Source organism: Streptomyces spongiicola, from assembly GCF_003122365.1.
In the GTDB taxonomy this organism is placed as follows: Bacteria; Actinomycetota; Actinomycetes; order Streptomycetales; family Streptomycetaceae; genus Streptomyces; species Streptomyces spongiicola.
The window spans coordinates 6,563,460-6,587,120 of the sequence record NZ_CP029254.1; the positions used below are offsets into that span (position 1 = coordinate 6,563,460).

Consider the following 23,661-nt stretch of genomic DNA (forward strand, 5'->3'; position numbering starts at 1 on the left):
GCCGGATGAGGCTCGGCGCCGTGATCATCACCATGGGCGACCGGCCCGACGAGCTGCGCGCCCTGATCGACTCGGTCGCGGGGCAGGACGGCGACCCGGTCGAGGTGGTCGTCGTGGGCAACGGCGCCCCGGTAGCGGGGGTGCCCGACGGCGTACGCACCCTCGACCTGCCCGAGAACCTGGGCATCCCCGGCGGCCGGAACGCCGGCATCGGGGCCTTCGGCCCGGCCGGCGGCGATGTCGACGCGCTGCTCTTCCTCGACGACGACGGCCTGCTGCCGAACAGCGACACCGCCGAACTGGTGCGCCGGGCCTTCGAGGAGGACCCGGCCCTCGGGATCATCAGCTTCCGGATCGCCGACCCGGACACCGGGCTCACCCAGCGCCGGCACGTCCCCCGGCTGCGGGCGTCCGACCCGCTGCGCTCCTCGCGGGTGACGACGTTCCTCGGGGGAGCCAACGCCGTCCGCACGAGGGTCCTGGAAGAGGTCGGCGGGCTGCCGGACGAGTTCTTCTACGCGCACGAGGAGACCGACCTCGCCTGGCGGGCCCTCGACGCCGGGTGGATGATCGACTACCGCTCCGACATGGTGCTGCACCATCCCACGACGCCGCCGTCCCGGCACGCGGTCTACCACCGCATGGTGGCCCGCAACAGGGTGTGGCTGGCCCGCCGCAACCTGCCCGCGCCCCTGGTACCCGTCTACCTCGGGGTGTGGATCCTGCTCACGCTCCTCAGGCGGCCCTCGGCCGCGGCGCTCCGGGCCTGGTTCGCCGGCTTCCGGGAGGGCTGGGCCACTCCCTGCGGACCCCGCCGTCCCATGAGGTGGCGTACCGTCTGGCGACTGACGCGACTGGGCCGACCGCCTGTCGTCTGACGGTCCGGGATCTGAGAGCATCGGGCGTACTCCGGGACCCGGCCGCCACCTGAGGCCCACCGCCGCGCATCCTGAACACGAAAGTCTCGACTTGTGAGTGACACAACCCATGACGGCGCGATCGCCACGAGCGCCCGGCCGTCTCCCGACGACGGTCTGACACCGGCGGAGCTGGCCGCCAAGTACGGCCTGTCGGTGAGCGGTGCCCGCCCCGGGCTGGTCGAATACGTCAGGCAGCTCTGGGGCCGCCGGCACTTCATCCTCGCGTTCTCCCAGGCGAAGCTGACCGCCCAGTACAGCCAGGCGAAGCTCGGCCAGCTGTGGCAGGTCGCGACGCCGCTGCTGAACGCCCTCGTGTACTACCTCATCTTCGGCCTCATCCTCGGCGCGGGCCGCGGGATGCCGAAGGAGGTCTACATCCCGTTCCTGGTGACGGGCGTGTTCGTGTTCACGTTCACGCAGACGTCGGCCATGGCCGGTGTCCGGGCCATCTCCGGGAACCTGGGACTGGTGCGCGCCCTGCACTTCCCGCGCGCCTCGCTGCCGATCTCGTTCGCGCTCCAGCAGCTCCAGCAGCTGCTGTTCTCGATGGCCGTCCTGCTGCTCATCGTGGTCGGCTTCGGCAGCTACCCGTCGCTGAGCTGGCTGCTGGTGCTGCCCGCCCTGGGACTGCAGTTCGTCTTCAACGTCGGCCTGGCGATGATCATGGCGCGGCTGGGCAGCAAGACCCCCGACCTGGCCCAGCTGATGCCGTTCATCATGCGGACCTGGATGTACGGCTCGGGCGTGATGTTCTCGATCAAGGTGATGCTGGCGGACAAGCCCGCGTGGATCGCCGAGGTCCTGATGTACAACCCCGCGGCCATCTACATGGACCTCGTCCGCTTCGCCCTGATCGACGGGTACGACTCGTCGAACCTGGCCCCGCACGTGTGGCTCGCCGGCGGGCTGTGGGCGCTGCTGCTGGGCACCGCCGGGTTCGTGTACTTCTGGAAGGCTGAGGAGCGCTATGGCCGCGGCTGACCACCTCGGCGCCCCGCTCGGCGCCCGGGTGCCCACCGTCATCGCCGACGACGTGCACATCGTGTACCGGGTCAACGGCGGCAGCGGAGGCAAGGGCAGCGCGACGGCCGCGCTGAGCCGGATCCTGCGCCGCGACCGGGGGGAGTCCCGGGGGGTCCGCAAGGTCCACGCCGTCCGCGGTGTCTCCTTCACCGCGTACCGCGGTGAGGCCATCGGCCTGATCGGCACCAACGGCTCCGGGAAGTCGACGCTGCTGCGCGCCATCGCGGGGCTGCTGCCCACCGAGAGGGGCAGGGTCTACACCGACGGCCAGCCGTCGCTGCTGGGTGTGAACGCGGCCCTGATGGGTGATCTGACCGGTGAGCGGAACGTCATCCTCGGCGGTCTCGCCATGGGCATGTCGCGCGAGGAGATCCGCGGCCGCTACCAGGCCATCGTCGACTTCTCCGGCATCAACGAGAAGGGCGACTTCATCACCCTGCCGATGCGCACCTACTCCTCCGGCATGGGCGCCCGGCTCCGGTTCGCGATCGCGGCGGCGAAGAACCACGACGTGCTGATGATCGACGAGGCGCTGGCCACGGGTGACCGCAAGTTCCAGATCCGCTCAGAGGAGCGCATCCGGGAGCTGCGGAAGGAGGCGGGGACGGTCTTCCTGGTGAGCCACAGCAACAAGTCGATCCGGGACACCTGCGACCGGGTGCTGTGGCTGGAGAAGGGCGAGCTGCTGATGGACGGTCCGACCGACGAGGTCATCAGGGCGTACGAGAGGGAGACGGGGAAGTAGCCCGTCTCCCGCGGTGGCCGGCAGGCCCGCCCGGCCGGTCCGGCGAGGTCGCCGCCCGGACGGCCGGGCGGGGCCTGCCGGACGGTCCGGGCCGCCCCGACCCGGCCTGGGCCGGGCTCTCCCGATCCGCCGTCAAGTCCCGTCCCGTGCTGGGGAGTTCGCGACCGGGCCGGATCCCCCCGGGGCGTGGCGGGAGCCCGGTCGAGGGCGGGCGCGGGGCGGAACGTAAGCTGTAGCGGTGCCGATTCACGGCAAGTGGGGCGATACGCCCTGCGGGGATTCCGCCGGCCGGACCTCGAACCCCCTCGTGGGGACCGGCGGCGTGTCCGAAATAGGATGTATTGGGTCAGCAGTGTAGAACGGGAGACGTGACGGCCATGACGGAAGATCCGCAGCCCCGCGTGGGCAGTGCCGTCCCAGGACCTGGCGGCCCGCAGTGACAGGTACCCGGCAGGTGCGCCCCGACGCCACCACGCGCACCACGCTCGCCAAGGCCGCGGACGAGAACTTCCCCGTGGCCCCTTTCTTCCTGCCCCGCGACTGGCGCGACGACCTCATGGCCGTCTACGGCTACGCCCGGCTCGTCGACGACATCGGCGACGGCGACCTCGCCCCGGGCGGAGCGGACGCCCGCCACCTGGGGCTCGACCCCGCGCGCGCCGGTGACCGGATCGCGATGCTCGACGCCTTCGAGGCCGATCTGCTGCGGATCTTCCCCGGCGACGGCGACGGCGAAGCTGGAGATGAAGGCCAAGGCCACGGCGAAGGGCAAGGAGAAGGCCAAGGTCAAGGGCAAGGGCAAGGAGAAGGCCAAGGGCAAGGCCCTCGCCATCCGCTGCTGCGGGCGCTGGTGCCGACCGTGCGCCGCCGCGCACTCGCCCCGGAGCCGTTCCTCGGCCTGATCGAGGCCAACCGCCAGGACCAGCTCGTCCGCCGCTACCGGACCTGGGACGACCTCACCCGGTACTGCGAGTTGTCGGCCAACCCCGTGGGCCGGCTCGTCCTGGCGATCACCGGTACGGCCAGTCCCGAGCGGATCCGCCGGTCCGACGCCGTGTGCACCGCACTCCAGATCGTCGAGCACCTCCAGGACGTCGCCGAGGACCTGGCCGCGGACCGCGTCTACCTCCCGGCCGACGACATGAAGGACTTCCGGGTCACCGAGGGCGACCTGGCCGCACCGAGCGCGGGCGAACCGGTGCGCGCCCTGATCGCCCACGAGGCCGCGCGCGCCGGGCGGCTGCTGGAGGAGGGCATCCCGCTCGTGGGCAGCGTCCACGGCCGGCTCAGGCTGCTGCTCGCCGGCTTCGTCGCCGGGGGGCGCGCCGCCCTCGCCGCCATCGCGGACGCCGGCCACGACGTCCTCCCCGGGCCGCCCAGGCCCACCAGGACCCGGCTGGTGCGCGAAGTGGGAGCCGTCCTGCACAGAGCGCGTAGAGAGGGGTGAGCCGGGCCATGGAGGAATTCACACACAGGTCCGCGCCGGTCCGGGCCGCGTACAGCTACTGCGAGGCCGTCACCGGGACGCAGGCGCGCAACTTCGCCTACGGCATCAGGCTCCTGCCCCCCGACAAGCGTCAGGCGATGTCCGCGCTCTACGCCTTCTCCCGGCGTGTCGACGACATCGGCGACGGCCTCCTCGGCCAGACCGCCAAGCGGGACCGGCTCGAGGCGACCCGGGAACTGCTCGGCAGGATCCGCGACGGTGCGGTGGACGAGGACGACACGGACCCGGTCGCCGTCGCCCTCGCCGACGCGGCGCACCGCTTCCCCATCCCGCTCGACGCCCTCGACGAACTCATCGACGGCGTCCTCATGGACGTCCGCGGCGAGACGTACGAGACCTGGGACGACCTCAAGGCCTACTGCCGTTGTGTCGCAGGCGCCGTCGGGCGGCTCTCGCTCGGCGTGTTCGGCACCCTGCCCGGCGCGGTCGGCGGCGAGCGGGCCCCGGAGTACGCCGACACGCTCGGACTGGCCCTCCAACTCACCAACATCCTGCGCGACGTCCGCGAGGACGCGGGCAACGGCCGTACCTACCTGCCCACCGACGACCTCGCCAAGTTCGGCTGCACCGACGGCTTCCACCGGGCGATCCCGCCGTCCGGCGCCGACTTCACCGGACTCGTCCACTTCGAGGTGCGGCGCGCCCGCGGCCTGTTCGCCGAGGGCTACCGGCTGCTGCCCATGCTGGACCGGCGCAGCGGCGCCTGTGTCGCAGCCATGGCCGGGATCTACCGCAGGCTGCTCGACCGCATCGAACGCGACCCCATGGCCGTCCTGCGCGGCCGGGTCTCGCTGCCCGGCCGGGAGAAGGCCTACGTCGCCGTCCGCGGCCTCTCCGGGCTCGACGCGCGCCACATCTCCCGCAAGGCCGTCAGGAGGCGCGTCTGATGCCGCTGCCGGCACCCCCACGGCGCCCCGGCCCGGCCCTCGGGCAGCGTACGGACGTCCGGTGCGCCACGTACCCGGGCACCCTCCGAGCGGCCGGGGAGGGCGCATGACGCACCAGGACCCCACCCGGGAGCGGCGCGCGGTCGTCGTCGGCGGCGGGCTCGCCGGTGTGACGGCCGCGCTGCGCCTGGCGGACGCCGGTCTGCGGGTCACGCTGCTGGAGAACCGGCCCCGGCTCGGCGGGCTGGCGTTCTCGTTCCGGCGCGGCGAGCTGACCGTCGACAACGGCCAGCACGTCTATCTGCGCTGCTGCACCGCCTACCGCTGGTTCCTCGACCGGGTCGGCGGTGCCCGCCTCGCTCCGCTCCAGCCGCGCCTGGACGTCCCCGTCCTCGACGCGGCCCACCCCGGGGGGCCCCGCCTGGGACGGCTGCGGCGCACCGCGCTGCCCGTGCCCCTCCACCTGGCCGCGAGCCTCGCCGGCTACCCCCACCTCTCCCTCGCCGAGCGGGCCGCGGTCGGACGCGCGGCGTTCGCGCTGAAGAACCTCGACCCCGCCGACCCGGCCCTGGACGGCGTCGACTTCGCCACCTGGCTGCACCGGCACGGCCAGTCCCCGCGTGCCGTGGAGGCCCTCTGGGACCTGGTCGGAGTCGCCACCCTCAACGCGACCGCGCCGAACGCCTCCATGGCCCTGGCCGCGATGGTCTTCAAGACCGGCCTGCTCTCCGAGCCGGGTGCCGCGGACATCGGCTGGGCCCGGGTCCCCCTCGGTGAGCTGCACGACACGCTTGCCCGCAAGGCCCTCGACACCGCCGGGGTCCGCACCGAACTGCGCACCCGCGCGACGGGGATCACCCGTGCGGACGACGGCCGCTGGAACGTGACCGCGGGCTGCGGTCCGCTGGCCGCGGACACCGTGGTCCTCGCCGTACCGCAGCGGGAGGCGCACACACTGCTCCCCGAGGGCGCCCTGGACGACCCGGACCGGCTGCTCGGCATCAGGGACGCGCCGATCCTCAACGTGCACGTGGTGTACGACCGCCCGGTGCTGCGCCGCCCCTTCTTCGCCGCGCTCGGCAGCCCCGTCCAGTGGGTCTTCGACCGCACCGCCGCCTCCGGCCTCGCCGCCGCCGGCCCCGGCGGGCGTCTCGGTGACGGGCGCCTCGGCGACGGGGGCGGAGGGCGAGGGGCCGCGCAGTACCTGGCCCTGTCGCAGTCCGCCGCCGAGGAGGAGATCGACACCCCGGTCTCCGTGCTGCGCGAGCGCTACCTCCCCGAGCTCGGACGGCTGCTGCCCGCCGCACGCGCCGCGAAGGTGCGGGACTTCTTCGTCACCAGGGAGCGCACGGCGACGTTCGCCCCCGCCCCCGGGGTCGGCAGGCTCCGACCCGCGGCCCGCACCAACGCGCCCGGCCTGCTGCTGGCAGGGTCGTGGACCGCCACCGGCTGGCCCGCGACCATGGAAGGCGCCGTGCGCAGCGGGCTGAGCGCCGCCGGTGCCGCCCTCGCAGCCCTCGGCCGCCGCCATGAGCATCCGCTCCAGGAGGCGGCATGAGACCCCCGTCCGGAACCAGAGGAGAGAAAGTGCCGACTGCGCCTTCGGCGAACCCGGCTGTCGACACCGCGGCCGTCGCCGCGCTGCTGGAGCGTGGGCGGACGATGTCCACCCCGGTGCTGCGCGCTGCCGTGGACCGGCTCGCGCCCCCCATGGACACCGTCGCCGCCTACCACTTCGGCTGGATCGACGCCCACGGCCGTCCCGCGGACGGCGACGGCGGAAAGGCGGTGCGCCCCGCGCTGGCGCTGCTGTCCGCCGAGGCGGCCGGGGCGGCGCCCGAGGTCGGCGTGCCCGGTGCCGTCGCCGTCGAGCTGGTGCACAACTTCTCGCTCCTCCACGACGACCTGATGGACGGTGACGAGCAGCGCCGCCACCGCGACACGGTGTGGAAGGTGCACGGGCCGGCGCAGGCCATCCTCGTCGGCGACGCCCTCTTCGCGCTCGCCAACGAGATCCTGCTGGAACTCGGCACCGTGGAGGCCGGCCGCGCCACCCGCCGGCTCACCGCGGCGACCCGCAAGCTCATCGACGGCCAGGCCCAGGACATCTCCTACGAGCACCGGGAGCGGGTCACCGTCGAGGAGTGCCTGGAGATGGAGGGCAACAAGACGGGCGCCCTGCTCGCCTGCGCCGTCTCCATCGGCGCGGTGCTCGGCGGCGCCGACGACCGCACCGCCGACACCCTGGAGGCGTACGGCTACCACCTGGGGCTCGCCTTCCAGGCCGTGGACGACCTGCTCGGCATCTGGGGGGACCCGGAGGCCACCGGCAAGCAGACCTGGAGCGACCTGCGCCAGCGCAAGAAGTCCCTGCCCGTCGTCGCCGCGCTCGCCGCGGGCGGACCGGCCTCGCGGCGGCTCGGCGAACTGCTCGCCGCCGACGCCAAGGCGGATCCCGGCGAGCGGCCTGCGACCGCCGGCGACGTCGACGGCTTCTCCGAGGAGGAATTCGCCGCCCGGGCGGCCCTCATCGAGGAGGCGGGCGGCCGCGAGTGGACGTCGCAGGAGGCCCGCAGGCAGCACGCCGTCGCCGTGGCGGCGCTGGACCGGGTGGACATGCCCGGGCACGTCAGGGCCCAGCTCGTCGCACTCGCCGACTTCGTCGTCGTACGCAAGAGATGACCACCCTCCCCCGGACGGCACCGGCCGAGACGACCGCGATCGATCGCATATGAGTTCGCAGTCGCCGGCCGGTGCCCTCTCGGCACCGGCCGACGGCAGACCCGAAGCAGCATGTCCGACTGCACGAAGGGGAAGCCATGACAGCGACGACCGACGGAAGCGGCGGGGCCCCCGTGCTCCACCCGCCCTCGGCCAGCGACCGCACCACCGACCACCGCCCGGCTCCGGGGGACTCCGCGGGCCTGTGCACCACCGCCCTGCTGACGGCGCAGCGCTCCGTCGAGCACCTGCTCGGCAGGCAGGACCCGCGGGGCTGGTGGAAGGCCGACCTCGAGACCAACGTCACCATGGACGCCGAGGACCTGCTGCTCCGTCAGTTCCTCGGCGTGCACGACCCGAAGACCACCGCGGCCGCCGCCGTCTTCATCCGGGGCGAGCAGCGCGAGGACGGCACCTGGGCCAACTTCTACGGCGGACCCGGCGAACTCTCCACCACCATCGAGGCGTACGTCGCCCTGCGCCTCGCCGGCGACCGGCCGGACGACCTCCACATGGAACGCGCCGCCGCGTGGATCCGGGCGCGGGGCGGCATCGCCGCGAGCCGCGTCTTCACCCGCATCTGGCTGGCGCTCTTCGGCTGGTGGCGGTGGGAGGACCTGCCCGAACTGCCGCCCGAGCTGATCTATCTCCCCTCCTGGTTCCCGCTCAGCATCTACGACTTCGGCTGCTGGGCACGCCAGACCATCGTGCCGCTCACCGTCGTCTCGGCCGAGCGGCCCGTACGCCCCGCCCCGTTCGCCCTGGACGAACTGCACACGGACCGCCGCCGCCCCAACCCGCCCCGGCCCCTCGCCTCCGCGGCCAGCTGGGACGGGGTCTTCCAGCGCCTCGACCGGTTGCTGCACGGCTACCGCAGGGTGGCCCCGCGACCGCTGCGCCGCGCGGCCATGAACAGAGCCGCCCGCTGGATCATCGAACGGCAGGAGAACGACGGCTGCTGGGGCGGTATCCAGCCACCCGCCGTCTACTCGCTGATCGCCCTCCGTCTGCTCGGCTACGACCTCGACCACCCGGTGATGCGCGCCGGACTGGAGTCGCTGGACCGGTTCGCCGTCTGGCGCGAGGGGACCGCCGGGCCGGGTGACCGCCGGGAGGGCCCGGCCCGGATGGTCGAGGCCTGCCAGTCGCCCGTGTGGGACACCTGCCTCACCGTCCTCGCCCTCTCCGACGCCGGACTGCCCGGGGACCATCCGGCGCTGGTCAGGGCCGCCGACTGGATGCTCGGAGAGCAGATCACCCGGCCGGGCGACTGGGCCGTGCGCAGGCCGCGTCTCGCCCCGGGCGGCTGGGCGTTCGAGTTCCACAACGACAACTACCCCGACATCGACGACACGGCCGAGGTGGTCCTGGCCCTGCGCCGGGTGCGGCACCCGGACCCGTCCCGGGTCGAGGAGGCCGTCGCCAGGGCCGGCAACTGGACCCTGGGGATGCAGTCGAGGTGCGGGGCCTGGGGGGCCTTCGACGCCGACAACACCGGCACCTTCCCGAACCGGCTGCCGTTCTGCGACTTCGGCGAGGTCGTCGACCCCCCGTCCGCCGACGTCACCGCGCACGTCGTGGAGATGCTGGCCCAGGAGGGCCGGGCCCACCACCCGCGCACGCGCCGGGCGGTCGAGTGGCTGCTGCGCGAACAGGAGCCGCACGGCGCCTGGTTCGGCCGTTGGGGAGTCAACCACCTCTACGGTACGGGCGCGGTCGTCCCCGCGCTCACCGCGGCCGGGGTGCCCGTGTCGCACCCCGCGATCCGGCGGGCCGTCGGCTGGCTGGAGTCCGTCCAGAACGACGACGGCGGCTGGGGCGAGGACCTGCGCTCGTACCGCGAGGAGTCATGGGCCGGCCGCGGTGTCTCCACCCCCTCGCAGACCGGCTGGGCGCTGCTGGCACTGCTGGCCGCGGGGGAGCGGGACGGTGGCGCCGTCGAGCGGGGCATCGGCTTCCTCACCGCCGCGCAGCGCGAGGACGGCTCCTGGGACGAGCGGTACTTCACCGGCACCGGGTTCCCCTGGGACTTCTCCATCAACTACCACATCTACCGGCAGGTGTTCCCGCTGATGGCCCTCGGCCGGTACGTGCACGGACAGCCGCCCGCAGGCCGGAGCGGTGACTGAATGGCCGCCCCCGGTACGCCGCCCGCCGGCGACCCACTCCCGCCGCTGCTGATCGCCTGCGCGCTGGGTATCGAACGGCTCGCGCTGCGCGCTGGGGCCCGCGGCGGTGCGCCGGGCCCGGTCACCGTGCTGCGCACCGGCATGGGCCCGAGGAACGCGGAGCGTGCACTCGCCCGGGCGCTGGGTGATGCCGCGGAGGGCGCAGGCCGCCCCGCAGGCCGCCCCGCCGGTCAGACCCCGGCGGCGGTGGTCATCGCCGCCGGCTTCTGCGCGGGGCTCGCCCCCGGGATGCACCCCGGTGACGTGGTGGTGGCCGACGAGACCCGCGGGCCCGGCGGCATCACGCCCTGCACCGCCCCGGACGTGCTGGCGGAGGCCCTGGCGGGGGCGGTGCCCGGGCGGACCGTGCACACCGGCCCGCTCACCGCCTCCGACCACGTGGTGCGCGGACAGGAACGGGCGGAGCTGGCGGCGACCGGCGCGATCGCCGTGGACATGGAGTCCGCCGCCACGCTCCACAGCGCCCTGAGGGCCGGGGTGCGCCCGGTTGCGGCCGTCCGGGTGGTCGTGGACGCTCCAGAGCACGAGCTGGTCCGCATCGGCACGGTGCGCGGTGGAATATCGGCTTTCCGTGTCCTTCGTGCAGTAATCCCGGCTTTCTACGAATGGCGCCGTTCTTTGCCGCTCCCCAGGAGGTGAGCCAGATGGCCATGCCGCTCCGCCAGACCATCAGGGTCGGAACCTATCTCTTCGAACAGAAGCTCCGCAGGCGTGAGAAGTTCCCGCTGATCGTGGAGCTGGAGCCGTTGTTCGCCTGCAATCTGAAGTGCGAGGGCTGCGGCAAGATCCAGCACCCGGCCGGGATCCTCAAGCAGCGCATGCCGGTCGCCCAGGCCGTCGGCGCGGTTCTGGAGTCCGGTGCCCCCATGGTGTCGATCGCGGGCGGCGAACCGCTGATGCACCCTCAGATCGACGAGATCGTCACACAGCTGGTGGCACGGAAGAAGTACGTCTTCCTCTGCACCAACGCCCTGCTGCTGCGCAAGAAGATGGACCGCTTCACCCCCTCGCGCTACTTCGCCTTCGCCGTCCACATCGACGGACTGCGCGAGCGGCACGACGAGTCGGTCGCCCAGGAGGGCGTCTTCGACGAGGCGGTGGCAGCGATCAGGGAGGCCAAGGAGCGCGGCTTCCGGGTCACCACCAACTCCACCTTCTTCAACACCGACACCCCGCAGACGGTCATCGAGGTGCTCAACTACCTCAACGACGACCTCGGGGTCGACGAGATGATGATCTCCCCGGCGTACGCCTACGAGAAGGCACCCGACCAGGAGCACTTCCTCGGCGTCGAGCAGACCCGCGAACTGTTCCGGAAGGCCTTCGCCGGAGGCAACCGGCGGCGCTGGCGGCTGAACCACTCCCCGCTCTTCCTGGACTTCCTCGAGGGCAAGGTCGACTTCCCCTGCACGGCCTGGGCGATCCCGAACTACTCGCTGTTCGGCTGGCAGCGCCCCTGCTATCTGATGAGCGACGGATACGTCCCCACCTACCGGGAACTCGTCGAGGAGACCGACTGGAGCAAGTACGGGCGCGGCAGGGACCCCCGCTGCGCGAACTGCATGGCCCACTGCGGGTACGAACCGACCGCCGTCCTGGCCACCATGGGCTCCCTGAAGGAGTCGCTGCGCGCCGCGCGGGAGACCGTTTCCGGGAGCGGGAGTTGAGAACGGCCACCGGGCGCCGGACGCCGGCCGCCCCGGCCGGATCCCGGGGGACCGGCAGGGCACCCGGGCACCGCGGTTCCGGGACGCTCCCCGGGACCGCGCGGCCGGGGGGCCCTCCGGCGTTCCGGGAGAGCCGCCGATGAGCAGCGGATTCGACCTCGCGAAACTGCTCGAGGAACGCGGTGGCGAGCGGTACGAGCTGCACGCCCGGCACCTCAACCACCAACTGCCGCGCATGCTGCGGACGATCGGTTTCGACAGGGTGTACGAGCGTGGGGAGGGAGCCTACCTCTGGGACGACGAGGGCGGCGACTACCTCGACATGCTCTCGGGGTTCGGCGTCATGGGGCTCGGCCGGCACCACCCCGTCGTCCGCAAGGCGCTCCACGACGTCCTCGACGCCCCCCTCGCCGATCTGACCCGCTTCGACTGCCCTCCCCTGCCCGGGCTGCTCGCCGAGAAACTGCTGGCCCACAGCCCCCACCTCGACCGGGTGTTCTTCTGCAACAGCGGCACGGAGGCGGTCGAGACGGCCCTGAAGTTCGCCCGCTGCGCGACCGGCCGCCCCAGGATCCTGCACTGCGACCACGCCTTCCACGGGCTGACGGCCGGGTCGCTGTCGGTCAACGGCGAGGCGGGCTTCCGGGACGGCTTCGCCCCGCTGCTCCCCGACACCGCGGTGGGGCTGGGCGATCTGGCGGCACTGGAGCGGGAGCTCGCCCGCGGCGACGTGGCCGGCTTCGTCGTGGAGCCCATCCAGGGAAAGGGCGTGCACGAGGCCCCGCCCGGATTCCTTCCCGCGGCACAGGAACTGCTGCGCCGGCACGGGGCACTGCTGATCGCCGACGAGGTGCAGACCGGCCTCGGCCGGACCGGGGACTTCTACGCCTACCAGCACGACGACGGTGTCGAGCCCGACCTCGTCTGCGTCGCCAAGGCCCTGTCCGGCGGCTATGTGCCGGTCGGTGCGACCCTCGGCAAGGACTGGATCTTCAGGAAGGTCTACTCCTCGATGGACCGGGTGCTGGTGCACTCGGCGAGTTTCGGCTCCAACGCCCAGGCCATGGCGGCGGGCCTCGCCGTGCTCTCGGTGATCGAGGACGAGCAGGTCGTCGCGAACGCCAGGGCGACCGGGGATTCGCTGCGGACCAGGCTCGCCGCCCTGGTGGACCGCTACGAGCTGCTCCACGAGGTCCGCGGGCGCGGACTGATGATCGGGATCGAGTTCGGCAGACCTGCCTCGCTGAAGCTGCGCGGCCGCTGGTCGATGCTGCAGGCGGCGCGCAAGGGGTTGTTCGCCCAGATGGTGGCGGTGCCCCTGCTGCAACGCCACCGCATCCTCACGCAGGTCTCTGGCGACCGGCTGGAAGTGATCAAGCTGATTCCGCCGCTGATCGTCGGGGAGCGGGAGGTCGACCGGTTCGTCGGGGCCTTCACCGCCGTCATGGACGACGCGCACGGCGGCAGCGGGCTGATGTGGGACTTCGGGAAGACCCTCGTGAAGCAGGCGATCGCCGGTCACTGAGCGGGGCGCGGCACGGATGCCGCGGCCCCGGTCGCGGTGGCCTCGGTCGCGGCGGGCCGGTCACGATGGCCCCGGCTGCGGCGGGTCTCGGTGGGTCGGTGCGGCACAGGACCGCGGAGTGATCCCCTGCCGGGCCGGGGCCCGGTGCGTTGGGCCCGGTGCGTTGGGCCCGGTGCGTTGGGTTCGGTGCGTTGGGTCCGGCATGCCGGGTCCGGCGCGGTGTCCCCGGCGCGCCGGCTCCGGCGCGGGCCCCGTTCCGGGCCCCGTTCCGGGCCCGTCAGCGGCTCCGGGGAGGGCAGCGGCTCCGGCGCGGGCGGCCGGTCCGGGACGAGTGGCCGGTCCGGGACGAGCGGCCGGTCCGGGACGAGCGGCCGGCCGTGGGTCAGACCGTGCCGTCCACCAGCCGCTCCCGCAACCGCTCCCGCGTCGCGGGCGTCAGGCCGAGGCCCTCCTCCAGATAGCGCTCGGTGCCGCCCCAGACCTCCTCCATGGTCTCGAACGCCGCGGCCAGGTACTCGGCCCGGGCGTCGAACAGCGGCTTCAGCAGCTCCATCACCTCGGGCGACATCCCGGCCGGTGAGCTGTCGCTGCGCCGCACCCGGTAGCGCCGGTGGGGGTCGTTCGACTTGAGGTAGTCCGCCTCGATGGCGTCCCGCTCGACACCCACCGCCAGCAGTGAGACGGCGATGGACAGGCCCGCCCGGTCCTTGCCCGCCGCGCAGTGCATCAGCGCCGGTGTGCTGTCGTCGGCCAGTGCGTGCAGGACGCGGCTGTGCTCGGCGGTGCGCTCCCTGATGAGCGTGCGGTAGGAGGCGATCATCCGCCCCGCCGCTTGGCCGTCGGCGAGGATCGACTTCAGCTGATCGAGGTTCCCGTCACGCACCATGCGCCAGAACTCCGCCCCGTCGGCCGGGTCCGACAGCGGGATATTGACGTTGCGCACTCCCGAGAGTTCGACGTCCGGCCCCTCCAGCCGCTGGTCGGCGGCATTGCGGAAGTCGAAGACCGTGTGGAGCCCGAGTGAGGACAGGAAGGCCGTGTCCGAATCCGTCGCGTGCGCGAGATGGCCGCTGCGGAAGAGCAGTCCGGACCGAACGCGCCGTCCGTCCACGGTCGGCAGCCCGCCCACGTCCCGGAAGTTGCGCACGCCCGCCAGCTCGGGTTCGGCCGACGGGGTCCTGGGCAGCTGCTGCGTCACGGGGGCTCCTCCGTGTCTGCGGTCGGCGCTGCTCGCCGACGATGGCGCGGTGCTGACATTACGACATCGGTTACTCAGGCAATTATTTCGCGTTACGCGGGGGGCCTCGGCGAGTGGTGCCCCGATCCCGGTGGGCCGTGGTGCGCAGTGCCGTGACCGATGAGGCGCCGGTGCGGCCGTGCCGGGTGCGGGGTCCGGGTGGGCTGGACCACCGCGGGGTGTCCGCTGCGGGAACAGGGATTCCGGCCGGGCGGGGATTAAAGGGCTTTCGTGTTGTTCGAGGCATTAAATGCCGAGAGTGAGCAATATGTAAAGTGTCCGAGTTGGCATCTTTTGGGTAATCTGCGCCGATAGGAATCGTTATGGCCGTTCACCCGTGAGGTGAATCATATCCGTGACGTTCCGTGGAGAGTCCGATGGCTCAACTCCCCTGCCCGCGTGGAAGTCGCTGATCCGGAATCCACGCAGCGTGACCGGGAAATGTGTGCTGATATCCGGCAGATCGATTCAGTGGGGAAATGACGGCTTGTTCCCGTCGGCCCGGCTCCCATACGGTCACCGCAATCCGGTCGGAACGCCTCATCCTGCCGCCGTCCGGAATATCGCACCCACCCACACATGCGGCAGGAGCGGGGGACCCAGGTACCGCGCCGTTCCGTGACCCCGGACGGCTTGGGGTGAAGCCGTGCCCACGCGCGGCCGGGCGGCTCCAGCCCGAACCCGACAGCTCACCTCGCAGGCGGCGGAGAGGAAAGCGCCATGCCCGGTAAGGGGAAGCACCGCCGTCCGAGAACCAGCCCGTTCAGGCGCGGACTCGTCGCCGCCGGTACGGGCGGAGCCGTCATCGCGATCCCGTTCGCGGGTGCCGCGGGCGCGAGCACCGCCGGTCAGTCCGCGCCCGCCGGGCACGTCGCCCCGACCGTCCAGAAGGCCGTCGCCCCCCAGGCACCGCAGACCGGCAAGGCGCAAGGGCTCTACACCGTCGTGCCGGGCGACCACCTCTCGAAGATCGCCGCCGAGCAGCGTGTCGCGGGCGGCTGGCAGCAGCTCTACGCCGACAACCGCGCCGCCGTCGGCGAGAACCCCTCGCTGATCCACCCGGGCCTTGAACTCAGCCTGCACGGCACGCCGAAGGTCCAGGCTGCCCCGACGCCGCAGGCGAAGAGCGAGCCCAAGGGCGGCACCCCGGCGAAGGCCGGGAACCGGCCCGCGGCGCAGAAGCCGGCCGCCCCCGCCGACCGCGCCTCCCGCACCGCCGTCCGCGCCGTCGCGGCGCCGTCAGCGGCCCCGGCCCGGGTCCCGGCGGCGGGAGCCGCCGCCGAGAACGCCCCGTCGGGCTACTTCGCCCCGGTGACCGGCGGCGTCAGCACCGCGTACAGGGCCGCCGGAGCCATGTGGTCCAGCGGCTACCACACCGGTGTGGACTTCATCGCCCCGACCGGCACGTCCGTGAAGGCCGTCGGACCCGGCACGGTGGTCTCGGCCGGGTGGAGCGGTGCGTACGGCAACGAAGTCGTCATCAAGCACGACGACGGCACCTACTCGCAGTACGCCCACCTCTCCCGGCTGTCCGTCTCCTCCGGAGAGAGCGTCACGGGCGGCCGGCAGATCGGCCTGTCCGGCTCGACCGGCAACTCCACCGGCCCGCACCTGCACTTCGAGATCCGTACCGGCCCCGGCTACGGATCGGACATCGACCCGCTGGCCTATCTGCGCGGGCACGGGGTCGCGATCTGACGCTGCGCCGGTACCTCGCGCGGCGTCATCCGTCCGCCGGCCCCGCGCAGGGGGCCGGCGGACACCTTCGTACCGCCCTCGCGAGGCAGCGGGGCAGTGGGGGAGTGGGCGGGGAGTGCGGGGGTGGCCGAGATCGGACAGCGGGCGGGCACGGAGCGGCCAGGGGGCGGAGCGGGCGGGTAGGGCCCGCCGGTCCGTAGCGGTCACCATCAGGCTTTCGTCGGGGCGGGCGCGCGGGTAGGGCGCGCTGTGCCCGCGGTGCCCGTTCGGCCGAGAACCGACCTGGTGGTCCATGTCACGTACCGTCACCCCCTCCCTACGGTGGCGTAGGTCACTTCACGCGGTGAATGATGGCTCGACGTGGCAGACGATTCGCGATCAAGAGCAACGGAACCCTTCGGGTCGTACGCGGCGATCGGTGACAGCTTCACCGAGGGCGTCGGGGACCCCGGCCCCGACGGACGGTTCGTCGGGTGGGCGGACCGTCTCGCGGTCCTGCTGGACGGCCGTCTACCGGAGCACGGCCTCCGCTACGCCAATCTCGCCGTACGCGGCAGACTCCTCGACCAGATCGTGGAGGAGCAGGTCCCGCGTGCCAGGGAACTCGCTCCGGACCTGGTGACGTTCTGCGCCGGCGGGAATGACATCATCCGGCCCGGCAGCGACCCCGACGCCGTCGCCGAACGCTTCGAACGGGCGGTCGCCGACCTCACCGCCTCCGTGGGCACGGTGATGGTGACGACGGGGTTCGACACCCGAGGCGTGCCCGTGCTCCGCCATCTCCGGGGCAGGATCGCCACGTACACCGCGCACGTCCGCGCCATCGCCGACCGCTACCACTGCCCCGTGCTCGACCTCTGGTCCCTCAGGTCGGTGCAGGACAGGCGGGCCTGGGACGCCGACCGGCTGCACCTCTCGCCCGAGGGGCACACGCGGGTGGCGCTGCGCGCCGCGCAGGTGCTCGGTCTGGACGTGCCCGCGGACCCCGACCAGCCGTGGCCTCCGCTGCCCCCGCGCGGCAGCCTGGAAGTCCGCCGGGACGACATCCAGTGGGCCCGCGAGCACCTGGCGCCCTGGATCGGGCGACGGCTCAGGGGCGAGTCGTCCGGCGATCACGTGGCGCCGAAACGCCCCGACCTGCTGCCGCTCTGACCGTCGCGCCCCGCTCCCGGGGCCTGCCCGCGCGCGGGAGGGGGCGATGATCAAGCGTTACGACTGCTCCACGTGCACCGGGGCCTGCCCGCGCGCGGGAGGGGGCTCATGACGGCCCCGCTCGACCCCGGTCACCGACCTGGCGCCCGTCCGCGCAGGGGAGAGGGACCGGGGAACGGGAGAGGGGCCGGGAACGGTCGGGCGTCCGGCCGCGGGAGAGGGACGAGGGCCGTGCCCGCGTCGCCGCCGCCGGTCCCGCCCGGGGCGCTCCCGTCCCCGCCTCCGGGCACCGCGTCCGGGTATCCGGCGGGGATCCGCTCCAGGACGCCGCCGGCGAACACGTCGTACAGCGGCAGCGACTCCAGATGGACATAGCCGATGTGGCAGTCGCACACCGCGAGCGGGCAGGCCCGCGGCCGCAGCGCCGCGCGGTAGGAGCCGTCGTAGAGGTTGCCCAGTGCCGACCGCACGAAGTGGCAGCGCCGCACCGTGCCGTCGCCGTCCACCGAGACGACCGACTCGCCCGTGCGGCACGGCAGCCCGACCGAGCGATGGGGTTGCCGGCTGTACGGGAACAGCGGGTCCAGCGCCGTCCAGCGGGCTGCCTCCTCGTCCGTGTAGGGCTGCCCCTCTGCCGCGTTGACCCACAGGTAGACCTGGTCCGGGAGATCGGCCCGGAGCCGTCGGGCGGACTCCAGGTGCTCCTCGAGGCCGACGATCCCGACGCTGAACCTGATGCCGCGCGCGGTCAGCTCCCGGCACCTGCCGAGGAAGCGCGCGTACGGCGTCTGGCCGGGGTGGTAGGTGCACCACAGCGCGAGCTTCCGCGCGTCCGCGCCGTCCAGCCAGTCCGTGCGGCAGCTCAGATTGGTCTGGACGGCGACCCTGCGGATGTGCGGCAGCCGGGACAGCTCGGTCAGCGCGCGCCGGTACCACGAGCGCACCAGCGCCTCGCCCCACGGGGTGAACAGCACCGAAAGCCGGTCCCCGCCCCGCCCCTCGGCCGCCCAGCCCGTGAACCGCTCCAGTGCCGCCCGGTCGGCCCGCAGTCGGTCGCGGCTGTCCCGCCGCTTGGCGAACGGGCAGTAGGGGCAGTCGTAGTCGCACGACGCCAGTGGGCCGCGGTAGAGCACGGTCAGATCCATCGGCGCCTCACTTCGGCTCGTACGCGGCCATGGCCCGCCGCACGGCGGGCGAGAACAGCTCGGGACCCAGCGCGTCCGAGTACGCCAGCCCCTCCGGGGTGAGCCGCAGCAGCCCCCCGCTCTCCTCCAGCCAGCCGCGCCCGGCGAACGCGGCCAGCTCGGCGGGGAAGTCCTCGGCGGGCGTGCTCCCGAAACGCTCCCGGTAGCCGGCCACCTCCATGCCCCGCGCCTGCAGCAGCGACTGCAGCAGATGCCGGCGGCGCGCCTCGCCGCCGTCGATCGGCCGGCCGACCTCGGCGCGGGTGAAGTCCGCCGCCTCCGTGTAGTCGTCGATGATCCCGCGTATCCGGCGCATGTCGACGGCGTAGTCGAAGGAGTAGTGCAGCCCCGAGGTGTACGAGCGTGCCCCGCAGCCGAGGCCGATCATGCCGTCGGTCTGGCAGGCGTGGTCGGCCGGGCCGCGCGGCGCCGTGCCCGGCGCGCCGCGGCGCCGGAACATCCGCATCGATACCTGCTGGTAGCCGTGCGTCAGGAGATGGTCGCGGCCCTGCCGGTAGAGCCGCAGCCGCTGCTCGTCCCAGGCGGTGTCCGTGTCACTGCCCGGCTGCCGGCCGAGGCCCGTCAGCGGCCGTACGTACAGGGGGTAGAGGTACAGCTCTTCGGGTCGCCAGGCGAGCGCCGCGTCGAGGGAGCGCCGCCAGGTCGTCTCCGTCTGCCCGTCGATGCCGTAGATCAGGTCGATGTTGAGGACGGGCACACCGGTGCGGCGGATGCGGCCGAGCGCGGCCTCGACGTCGGCGCGCCGCTGCGGGCGGACGGCTGCCCTCGCCTCGTCGTCCACGAAACTCTGCACGCCGATGCTCAACCGGGTCGTGCCGCGCTCGGCGAGCACCGCGAGGCGGTCGGCGGTCGCGGTGGCCGGGGACGTCTCCACCGACAGCGGCACCTCGCGCAGATCGGCGCCCATCCGCCGCTCGGCGATGTCGCAGAGCCGCTCCAGCTCCCCGGCGGTGAGGAAGGTCGGCGTGCCGCCGCCGAACGCGGCCGCCGCGAACCGGACCGGTTCGGTGTCGCCCAGTGCCTCCCGCACGGCCGCGGCCTGCCGCTCCAGCGCGTCGAGATACCGCGTCGTCAGCTCGCCGGGGGCGCCGATCCGGGTGAAGAGGTTGCAGAAGCCGCAGCGGACCTCGCAGAACGGGATGTGGAGGTAGAGGGAGAGAGCGTCCTTCCGCTCCCCGGCCCACAGTGCGCCCAGCGCGGGCCGCTCCGGCAGCGGACGGTAGGACGTCTTGTGCGGGTAGGCGTACACATAGCTCCGGTAGGGGCGGATCCGCCGCAGCGCGCCGCTCACCGGGCACCGACCCCCTCGTCGGGGCCGGGCAGGAGGAACTGCGCGTACGGCACGGTCCACACGACCTCGTGCCCCAGTCGGTGGCCGGTGTAACCGTCCTCGCCGTACGCCGTGCCGTGGTCGGAGCAGACGATCGCGAAGCAGCGCCGGCGGCTGGCGGCCGCGGCGAAGAGGCGGCCCATGTGCCGGTCGACGTACTCCAGCGCCGCGGCGTGGGTCTCGCGCGAGTCACCCGCCTCCCGCGTCGCCCCGGGCAGGTGGAACCAGTTGGGCTGGTGCAGGGCCGAGACGTTGACGAAGAGGAACAGGCGCCGGTCCGCGGGGAGCGCGGCGACGACCTCCTCCGCTCTGGCGACCTGCGACTCGAAGGAGGTCGGCGAGGCCACCCCGAACTCCGGCTCCCAGTGGCTCTCCTGGAACAGTCCCGGCAGCACGGTGCCGAGCGGCCCCCGCCGGTTGAAGAAACCGACGCCGCCGATGCACACCGTCCGGTACCCGGCTCCGGCGAGCCCGGAGACCAGGTCCGGAGTGTCGTACACGAACGTGCCGTCGGCGGTCGTCTCGCTGCCCGCGAACCGCGCGGCGAACAGCCTCGGGTGGGGACCGGGCCCCGCGGGTGTCGGCAGGAAGCCGGCGAAGATGGCCTGATGCGAGGCCCAGGTGAAGCTGCCCGGGGAGTGCCGCCGCTCCCAGCGGCCGCCCGGGAGGCGACCCGCCAGATGCGGGATGCGGCCGGCGGCCGCAAGCTCCTCGGCGACGTCGAAGCGCAGTGTGTCGAGGGTGACGAGCAGCAGGTCGTGCGTGCCGACGACCTCCCGCATGTCCGTCGGGGGCGATCCGGCGCTGCGGTGCGGTGGCCCTGCCGGTTCCGTCGTGGGGGACTGCGTCACGCGGGCCGGTCCGGTCCGGCCGGGTGGGGCTTGGTGCATGCTGGTTCCTCATCGTGCGGTCGTACGGCTGCGGCGACCTGCGCCGCATAGGTGTCGAGTCCCTCACTGCCGCTGCCCGGCAGTCCCGTGAGCCCCGGCAGGAGGTCGCCGAAGGCGTTGACCTCGCCGACGGCGAACCGGCGCCAGCCGGTGGCCGGCAGCAGGTCGACACCGACGCACAGGGTTCCGGGGAAGCGGCGGGCGGCCCGCTCGCACGGGCCGAGCACGTCGTCGCGCCAGCTGCGGCCGGCGGCCCGCACCGCGGCCCTGGCCTCGGCCAGCTCCCCCCGCCGGCCGCCCAGATGGAGATTGGTCAGCGGGGAGCGGCTCGTTCGCACCACGGCGTGTGTGGCCCGGCCGGCGACGACCACGACCCGAAGGTCGGCGGCCCGCCCGTGCTGGCCGGCCTTCGGCAGCCAGCGCTCGATGTGCAGACCGTCGGGCGCGAGGGCGTCCACGATCGCGGCGATCTCCGGCTCGGCGGTGTAGCGGCGCAGCCTGAGCGAGTTGAACAGCCTTCCGTCCGGGGCACGTTCCACCGATGTGACCGCCCGGACGCGGCCGCCGCCCGCGGACTCCACGGCCAGGACACCGGACGCCGAGGAACCGTGCGCGAGCTTCACGAACGCACGGCGGTAGCCCGGTTCCGCGAGCACGGCCCGCACCTCGTCCCAGCCGCGAACGGCGGGCGCCCCGGCGCCCGAGGTGGGAGACGGCGGAACCGCCACCCCGGCCGTCGCGAGCCGCTCGTGGCACAGCCGCTTGTCGAACAGCACGGCGATCTCCGCCGGGTCGTCGAGCAGGGCACCGCCGGCCGCCCGCACGGATTCCGCCACCTCCAGAACGGCGGCCGTGAAACGGGCGTACCACCGGCCGGTGCCTTCGACCCGGGCCGGGTCCTCGACCCCGCGCAGCAGCCGGTCCACCTCCGGGTCCTCGCCGGGCGAGTCGATCCGCACGGTCTCCCCGTCGGCGAAGCCGGCCCGGCCGCGCAGGACGTCCGGCCACGGGACCACACGCGCCTTGGGCAGCCCCGCCGCGCGCAGGGCGTGCTGGAAGAAGGCGACCCGGCGGTTCCCCGGGACGCCGACCACGGCGAACCTCCGTGCCGCCGGGCTCACTCGGCCACCGCGGTGAACCGGCCGCCGTCCCCGTCGTCGTCCCAGGGCTCCTGCACGTCGTCCAGATTGACGGTGACCCCGGAGGGCTCCAGGGCGCGCCGTATCCGCTCGCCCATCGGCGCGTCGATGAAGTGGTGGTGCAGATCGAGTTCTCTGAGATGGGTGAGCGGCTGACCCTCCAGCAGCGCCGCCGCGCCCTGGTCGCCCAGGGTGCCCATCGACAGGTCCAGTACCTCCAGCCGGGGCACGACGGGCGCCGCCGCCAGGGCCGCGGCGATCTCGTCCTGGATCTCGCTGTTGCGCAGGGCCAGCCGGCGGAGCCCGGGAAGCCGGGTGCCGGCGAGGAACGGCTCCAGATCGGCGAGTTCGGCGTCTCCGCCGTAGCCGGAGGTGCCGAGCCAGAGGTCGAGGCGCTCCAGCGACGGCAGTTCGCAGGCGGCGACGCCGCGCACCACCTCGGCCGGCAGGCCACCGCTCTCGATGACCAGCGTCCGCAGCCGGTCGTGCCGGGCCGCTCCGAACGCCAGGCCCATGCCGCCCCGCACCCCGAACTCCTCCAGTCCCGGGAAGCCGTCGAGCAGCGGCGTGACATCGCCCTGGTGGATCCAGGAGATCTCGCACTCCTCGAACGTGATGTCGCCGACGAACAGCGCGCGCAGCTCCGGCAGCCGGTCGCGGGCGGCGAGCAGCGTGGAGAGCACCTCGCCGGGACCTCTCTCGTAGACGTCGCTCCAGGCGCCCACGATCAGCGCCCTGACCTTCGCGGTGTCGACGGCGGCGGCGAAGCGCGCGAAGGCGTCCCCCCACGCTTCGTCGCTCTCGTACGCCTCGACGGCGACACGCCAGGCGACGGCCGCCGGGCCGGGCAGCCGGCCGGCCTTCGCGCCGGCGTCGGGGAAGTCGAACGCGGGCAGGCCGTGCAGCGCCTGCAGATGGCTCCCGATGGTCATGACGATGCTCCAGACAGCGGACGGCGGTGATCGGCTGATGTGCGAGCAGTTCTACCAAGCGCCACTGACAGGGCCCGCCGCGGGGCGTCCACCGCGGCGGGAGGTGTCAGCGGCCCTCGCCCCGGGCGGGCCGGAGGCGGCGTCATCACCGGTAGACGCGCACGAGGCAGCCGGCCCTCGCTGCGGGCGGGCAGCGGCGGTCTCCCGCCCCGACCCGCCGGCGCCGCGGCGGCCGCCGCGGCGCCGAGGGGGCTTCGGTCCGCCGCACGTGCTCGCGCCCGGGCCGGTCGCGCTCCCGCTGCGGCCGGCCCGGTCGTTCCGCCCGCCTCCGCCCGGCCGGAACGCCGCCCGGTCGTGGGGCGCTTCGGCGGGCGGCCCCCGGAACCTCCGCCCGGACAGCTGCGGCGGCCGATGTCAGACCCTGCCCCTAACGTCCGTCACAGCCCGGCGCACCAGGTGCCGGGGGCCGAGGGGAGAGCCATGTACCGGCAGGGAGACGTGCTGATCGTGCCCGTGGCGGAGGACACCGTCCCCGCCCGTGCGGAGGATGCGCCGGGGGAGCCGAGGGACGGCCGCGGGCGGCTGGTGCTGGCCCTCGGCGAGGTCACGGGCCACGCCCACGCGGTGACGGGTCCGGGGCGGCTCTTCCGCGACGCGGGCCCGTCCGGGCCGATGCTTCTGCACCTCCCCGAGGGCGGCCGGGTGGTGCACGAGGAGCACGCGCCGATACCGCTGCCGAAGGGCTGGTACCGGGCGGTGCGCCAGCGGGAGTACCTCCCGGGCGCGGTGCGGATCGTCGCGGACTGAGCGCGGTGAGCGCCCTCCTCCCGGGGAGGGCCGACGGTGCGCGCGACGCGGCGGGACGGGCACCGGCCCGCAGCAGGGCAGGAACAG

At 73.5% G+C, this 23,661-nt stretch carries 20 protein-coding genes and 1 riboswitch; of the genes, 14 read left to right on the top strand and 6 right to left on the bottom strand.

Features of this window, described 5'->3' with window-relative positions; genetic code table 11:
• The first annotated feature begins 5 nt into the window (after nucleotides 1–5).
• The 11 genes from DDQ41_RS28495 to DDQ41_RS28545 all read left to right on the top strand — a co-directional run bounded on the left by DDQ41_RS28495 (nucleotide 6) and on the right by DDQ41_RS28545 (nucleotide 13,184).
• Entirely contained in the window at nucleotides 6–878 is an 873-nt protein-coding gene (locus tag DDQ41_RS28495) for a glycosyltransferase family 2 protein (protein WP_109297036.1), read from the top strand.
• 93 nt (nucleotides 879–971) lie between these two features.
• Nucleotides 972–1,901: an ABC transporter permease gene (locus tag DDQ41_RS28500; protein ID WP_109297037.1), complete on the top strand. Its 930-nt coding sequence runs from the start codon at nucleotides 972–974 to the stop codon at nucleotides 1,899–1,901.
• A complete protein-coding gene (locus DDQ41_RS28505) occupies nucleotides 1,888–2,688 on the top strand; it encodes an ABC transporter ATP-binding protein (protein ID WP_109297038.1) in 801 nt (266 codons plus the stop codon). The genes DDQ41_RS28500 and DDQ41_RS28505 overlap by 14 nt, the downstream gene beginning before the upstream one ends.
• A 436-nt stretch (nucleotides 2,689–3,124) precedes the next feature.
• Complete coding sequence (gene hpnC, locus DDQ41_RS28510) at nucleotides 3,125–4,135, top strand: squalene synthase HpnC (protein WP_167450288.1); 1,011 nt, start codon at nucleotides 3,125–3,127, stop codon at nucleotides 4,133–4,135.
• An 8-nt stretch (nucleotides 4,136–4,143) separates the two neighbouring features.
• Nucleotides 4,144–5,082 (top strand): presqualene diphosphate synthase HpnD, encoded by a 939-nt coding sequence (gene hpnD, locus DDQ41_RS28515; protein ID WP_109297040.1) that lies wholly within the window; start codon nucleotides 4,144–4,146, stop codon nucleotides 5,080–5,082.
• Between the two features lie 106 nt (nucleotides 5,083–5,188).
• The gene (hpnE, locus tag DDQ41_RS28520) at nucleotides 5,189–6,640 is read left to right on the top strand and encodes a hydroxysqualene dehydroxylase HpnE (RefSeq protein ID WP_109297041.1); all 1,452 of its coding nucleotides are present in this window, start codon (nucleotides 5,189–5,191) and stop codon (nucleotides 6,638–6,640) included.
• Complete coding sequence (locus DDQ41_RS28525) at nucleotides 6,637–7,764, top strand: polyprenyl synthetase family protein (protein ID WP_245991375.1); 1,128 nt, start codon at nucleotides 6,637–6,639, stop codon at nucleotides 7,762–7,764. The genes hpnE and DDQ41_RS28525 overlap by 4 nt, the downstream gene beginning before the upstream one ends.
• A 137-nt stretch (nucleotides 7,765–7,901) precedes the next feature.
• The gene (shc, locus tag DDQ41_RS28530; protein ID WP_109297043.1) at nucleotides 7,902–9,932 is read left to right on the top strand and encodes a squalene--hopene cyclase; all 2,031 of its coding nucleotides are present in this window, start codon (nucleotides 7,902–7,904) and stop codon (nucleotides 9,930–9,932) included.
• The gene (locus DDQ41_RS28535; RefSeq protein WP_109297044.1) at nucleotides 9,933–10,631 is read left to right on the top strand and encodes a phosphorylase family protein; all 699 of its coding nucleotides are present in this window, start codon (nucleotides 9,933–9,935) and stop codon (nucleotides 10,629–10,631) included.
• A gap of 5 nt (nucleotides 10,632–10,636) precedes the next feature.
• A complete protein-coding gene (gene hpnH / locus DDQ41_RS28540) occupies nucleotides 10,637–11,659 on the top strand; it encodes an adenosyl-hopene transferase HpnH (protein ID WP_109297045.1) in 1,023 nt (340 codons plus the stop codon).
• A gap of 139 nt (nucleotides 11,660–11,798) precedes the next feature.
• Entirely contained in the window at nucleotides 11,799–13,184 is a 1,386-nt protein-coding gene (locus tag DDQ41_RS28545; RefSeq protein ID WP_109297046.1) for an aspartate aminotransferase family protein, read from the top strand.
• A 382-nt stretch (nucleotides 13,185–13,566) separates the two neighbouring features.
• Here DDQ41_RS28545 and DDQ41_RS28550 read toward each other — a convergent pair whose 3' ends face one another.
• The gene (locus DDQ41_RS28550; protein ID WP_109297047.1) at nucleotides 13,567–14,382 is read right to left on the bottom strand and encodes a tyrosine-protein phosphatase; all 816 of its coding nucleotides are present in this window, start codon (nucleotides 14,380–14,382) and stop codon (nucleotides 13,567–13,569) included.
• Nucleotides 14,383–14,981: 599 nt separating this feature from the next.
• A riboswitch (cyclic di-AMP (ydaO/yuaA leader) is annotated at nucleotides 14,982–15,139 on the top strand.
• Between the two features lie 2 nt (nucleotides 15,140–15,141).
• On the opposite strand from DDQ41_RS28550, the gene DDQ41_RS28555 reads away from it, so the two are divergent.
• Nucleotides 15,142–16,119 (top strand): M23 family metallopeptidase, encoded by a 978-nt coding sequence (locus tag DDQ41_RS28555; RefSeq protein WP_109297048.1) that lies wholly within the window; start codon nucleotides 15,142–15,144, stop codon nucleotides 16,117–16,119.
• Between the two features lie 360 nt (nucleotides 16,120–16,479).
• Nucleotides 16,480–17,271, top strand: coding sequence for an SGNH/GDSL hydrolase family protein (locus DDQ41_RS28560; protein WP_109297049.1), 792 nt, complete (start codon nucleotides 16,480–16,482; stop codon nucleotides 17,269–17,271).
• Between the two features lie 131 nt (nucleotides 17,272–17,402).
• Here the strand turns inward: DDQ41_RS28560 and DDQ41_RS28565 are convergent, their stop codons facing one another.
• The 5 genes from DDQ41_RS28565 to DDQ41_RS28585 all read right to left on the bottom strand — a co-directional run bounded on the left by DDQ41_RS28565 (nucleotide 17,403) and on the right by DDQ41_RS28585 (nucleotide 22,767).
• Nucleotides 17,403–18,416: an STM4011 family radical SAM protein gene (locus DDQ41_RS28565; RefSeq protein ID WP_262508603.1), complete on the bottom strand. Its 1,014-nt coding sequence runs from the start codon at nucleotides 18,414–18,416 to the stop codon at nucleotides 17,403–17,405.
• A gap of 7 nt (nucleotides 18,417–18,423) precedes the next feature.
• Nucleotides 18,424–19,767, bottom strand: coding sequence for an STM4012 family radical SAM protein (locus DDQ41_RS28570; protein ID WP_109297050.1), 1,344 nt, complete (start codon nucleotides 19,765–19,767; stop codon nucleotides 18,424–18,426).
• Nucleotides 19,764–20,588 (bottom strand): STM4013/SEN3800 family hydrolase, encoded by an 825-nt coding sequence (locus DDQ41_RS28575; RefSeq protein ID WP_109297994.1) that lies wholly within the window; start codon nucleotides 20,586–20,588, stop codon nucleotides 19,764–19,766. Before DDQ41_RS28575 ends, DDQ41_RS28570 begins: the two co-directional genes overlap by 4 nt.
• Before the next feature lie 65 nt (nucleotides 20,589–20,653).
• Nucleotides 20,654–21,817, bottom strand: coding sequence for an STM4014 family protein (locus DDQ41_RS28580; protein ID WP_109297051.1), 1,164 nt, complete (start codon nucleotides 21,815–21,817; stop codon nucleotides 20,654–20,656).
• Nucleotides 21,814–22,767: an STM4015 family protein gene (locus DDQ41_RS28585; RefSeq protein WP_109297052.1), complete on the bottom strand. Its 954-nt coding sequence runs from the start codon at nucleotides 22,765–22,767 to the stop codon at nucleotides 21,814–21,816. Before DDQ41_RS28585 ends, DDQ41_RS28580 begins: the two co-directional genes overlap by 4 nt.
• 480 nt (nucleotides 22,768–23,247) lie before the next feature.
• Between DDQ41_RS28585 and DDQ41_RS28590 the strand changes: the two genes are divergently transcribed.
• On the top strand, nucleotides 23,248–23,574 hold the full coding sequence (locus tag DDQ41_RS28590) for a hypothetical protein (protein WP_109297053.1): 327 nt from the start codon (nucleotides 23,248–23,250) through the stop codon (nucleotides 23,572–23,574).
• Nucleotides 23,575–23,661 lie beyond the last annotated feature (87 nt).

Bases quoted from the DNA above. Each gene is read 5' to 3' on its own strand.
- DDQ41_RS28495 (WP_109297036.1), top strand. From the start codon at position 6: ATGAGGCTCGGCGCCGTGATCATCACCATGGGCGACCGGCCCGACGAG.
- DDQ41_RS28505 (WP_109297038.1), top strand. From the start codon at position 1,888: ATGGCCGCGGCTGACCACCTCGGCGCCCCGCTCGGCGCCCGGGTGCCC.
- hpnD (WP_109297040.1), top strand. From the start codon at position 4,144: ATGGAGGAATTCACACACAGGTCCGCGCCGGTCCGGGCCGCGTACAGC.
- hpnE (WP_109297041.1), top strand. From the start codon at position 5,189: ATGACGCACCAGGACCCCACCCGGGAGCGGCGCGCGGTCGTCGTCGGC.
- DDQ41_RS28525 (WP_245991375.1), top strand. From the start codon at position 6,637: ATGAGACCCCCGTCCGGAACCAGAGGAGAGAAAGTGCCGACTGCGCCT.
- shc (WP_109297043.1), top strand. From the start codon at position 7,902: ATGACAGCGACGACCGACGGAAGCGGCGGGGCCCCCGTGCTCCACCCG.
- DDQ41_RS28535 (WP_109297044.1), top strand. From the start codon at position 9,933: ATGGCCGCCCCCGGTACGCCGCCCGCCGGCGACCCACTCCCGCCGCTG.
- hpnH (WP_109297045.1), top strand. From the start codon at position 10,637: ATGGCCATGCCGCTCCGCCAGACCATCAGGGTCGGAACCTATCTCTTC.
- DDQ41_RS28545 (WP_109297046.1), top strand. From the start codon at position 11,799: ATGAGCAGCGGATTCGACCTCGCGAAACTGCTCGAGGAACGCGGTGGC.
- DDQ41_RS28555 (WP_109297048.1), top strand. From the start codon at position 15,142: ATGCCCGGTAAGGGGAAGCACCGCCGTCCGAGAACCAGCCCGTTCAGG.
- DDQ41_RS28565 (WP_262508603.1), bottom strand. From the start codon at position 18,416: ATGGATCTGACCGTGCTCTACCGCGGCCCACTGGCGTCGTGCGACTAC.
- DDQ41_RS28575 (WP_109297994.1), bottom strand. From the start codon at position 20,588: ATGCGGGAGGTCGTCGGCACGCACGACCTGCTGCTCGTCACCCTCGAC.
- DDQ41_RS28585 (WP_109297052.1), bottom strand. From the start codon at position 22,767: ATGACCATCGGGAGCCATCTGCAGGCGCTGCACGGCCTGCCCGCGTTC.
- DDQ41_RS28590 (WP_109297053.1), top strand. From the start codon at position 23,248: ATGTACCGGCAGGGAGACGTGCTGATCGTGCCCGTGGCGGAGGACACC.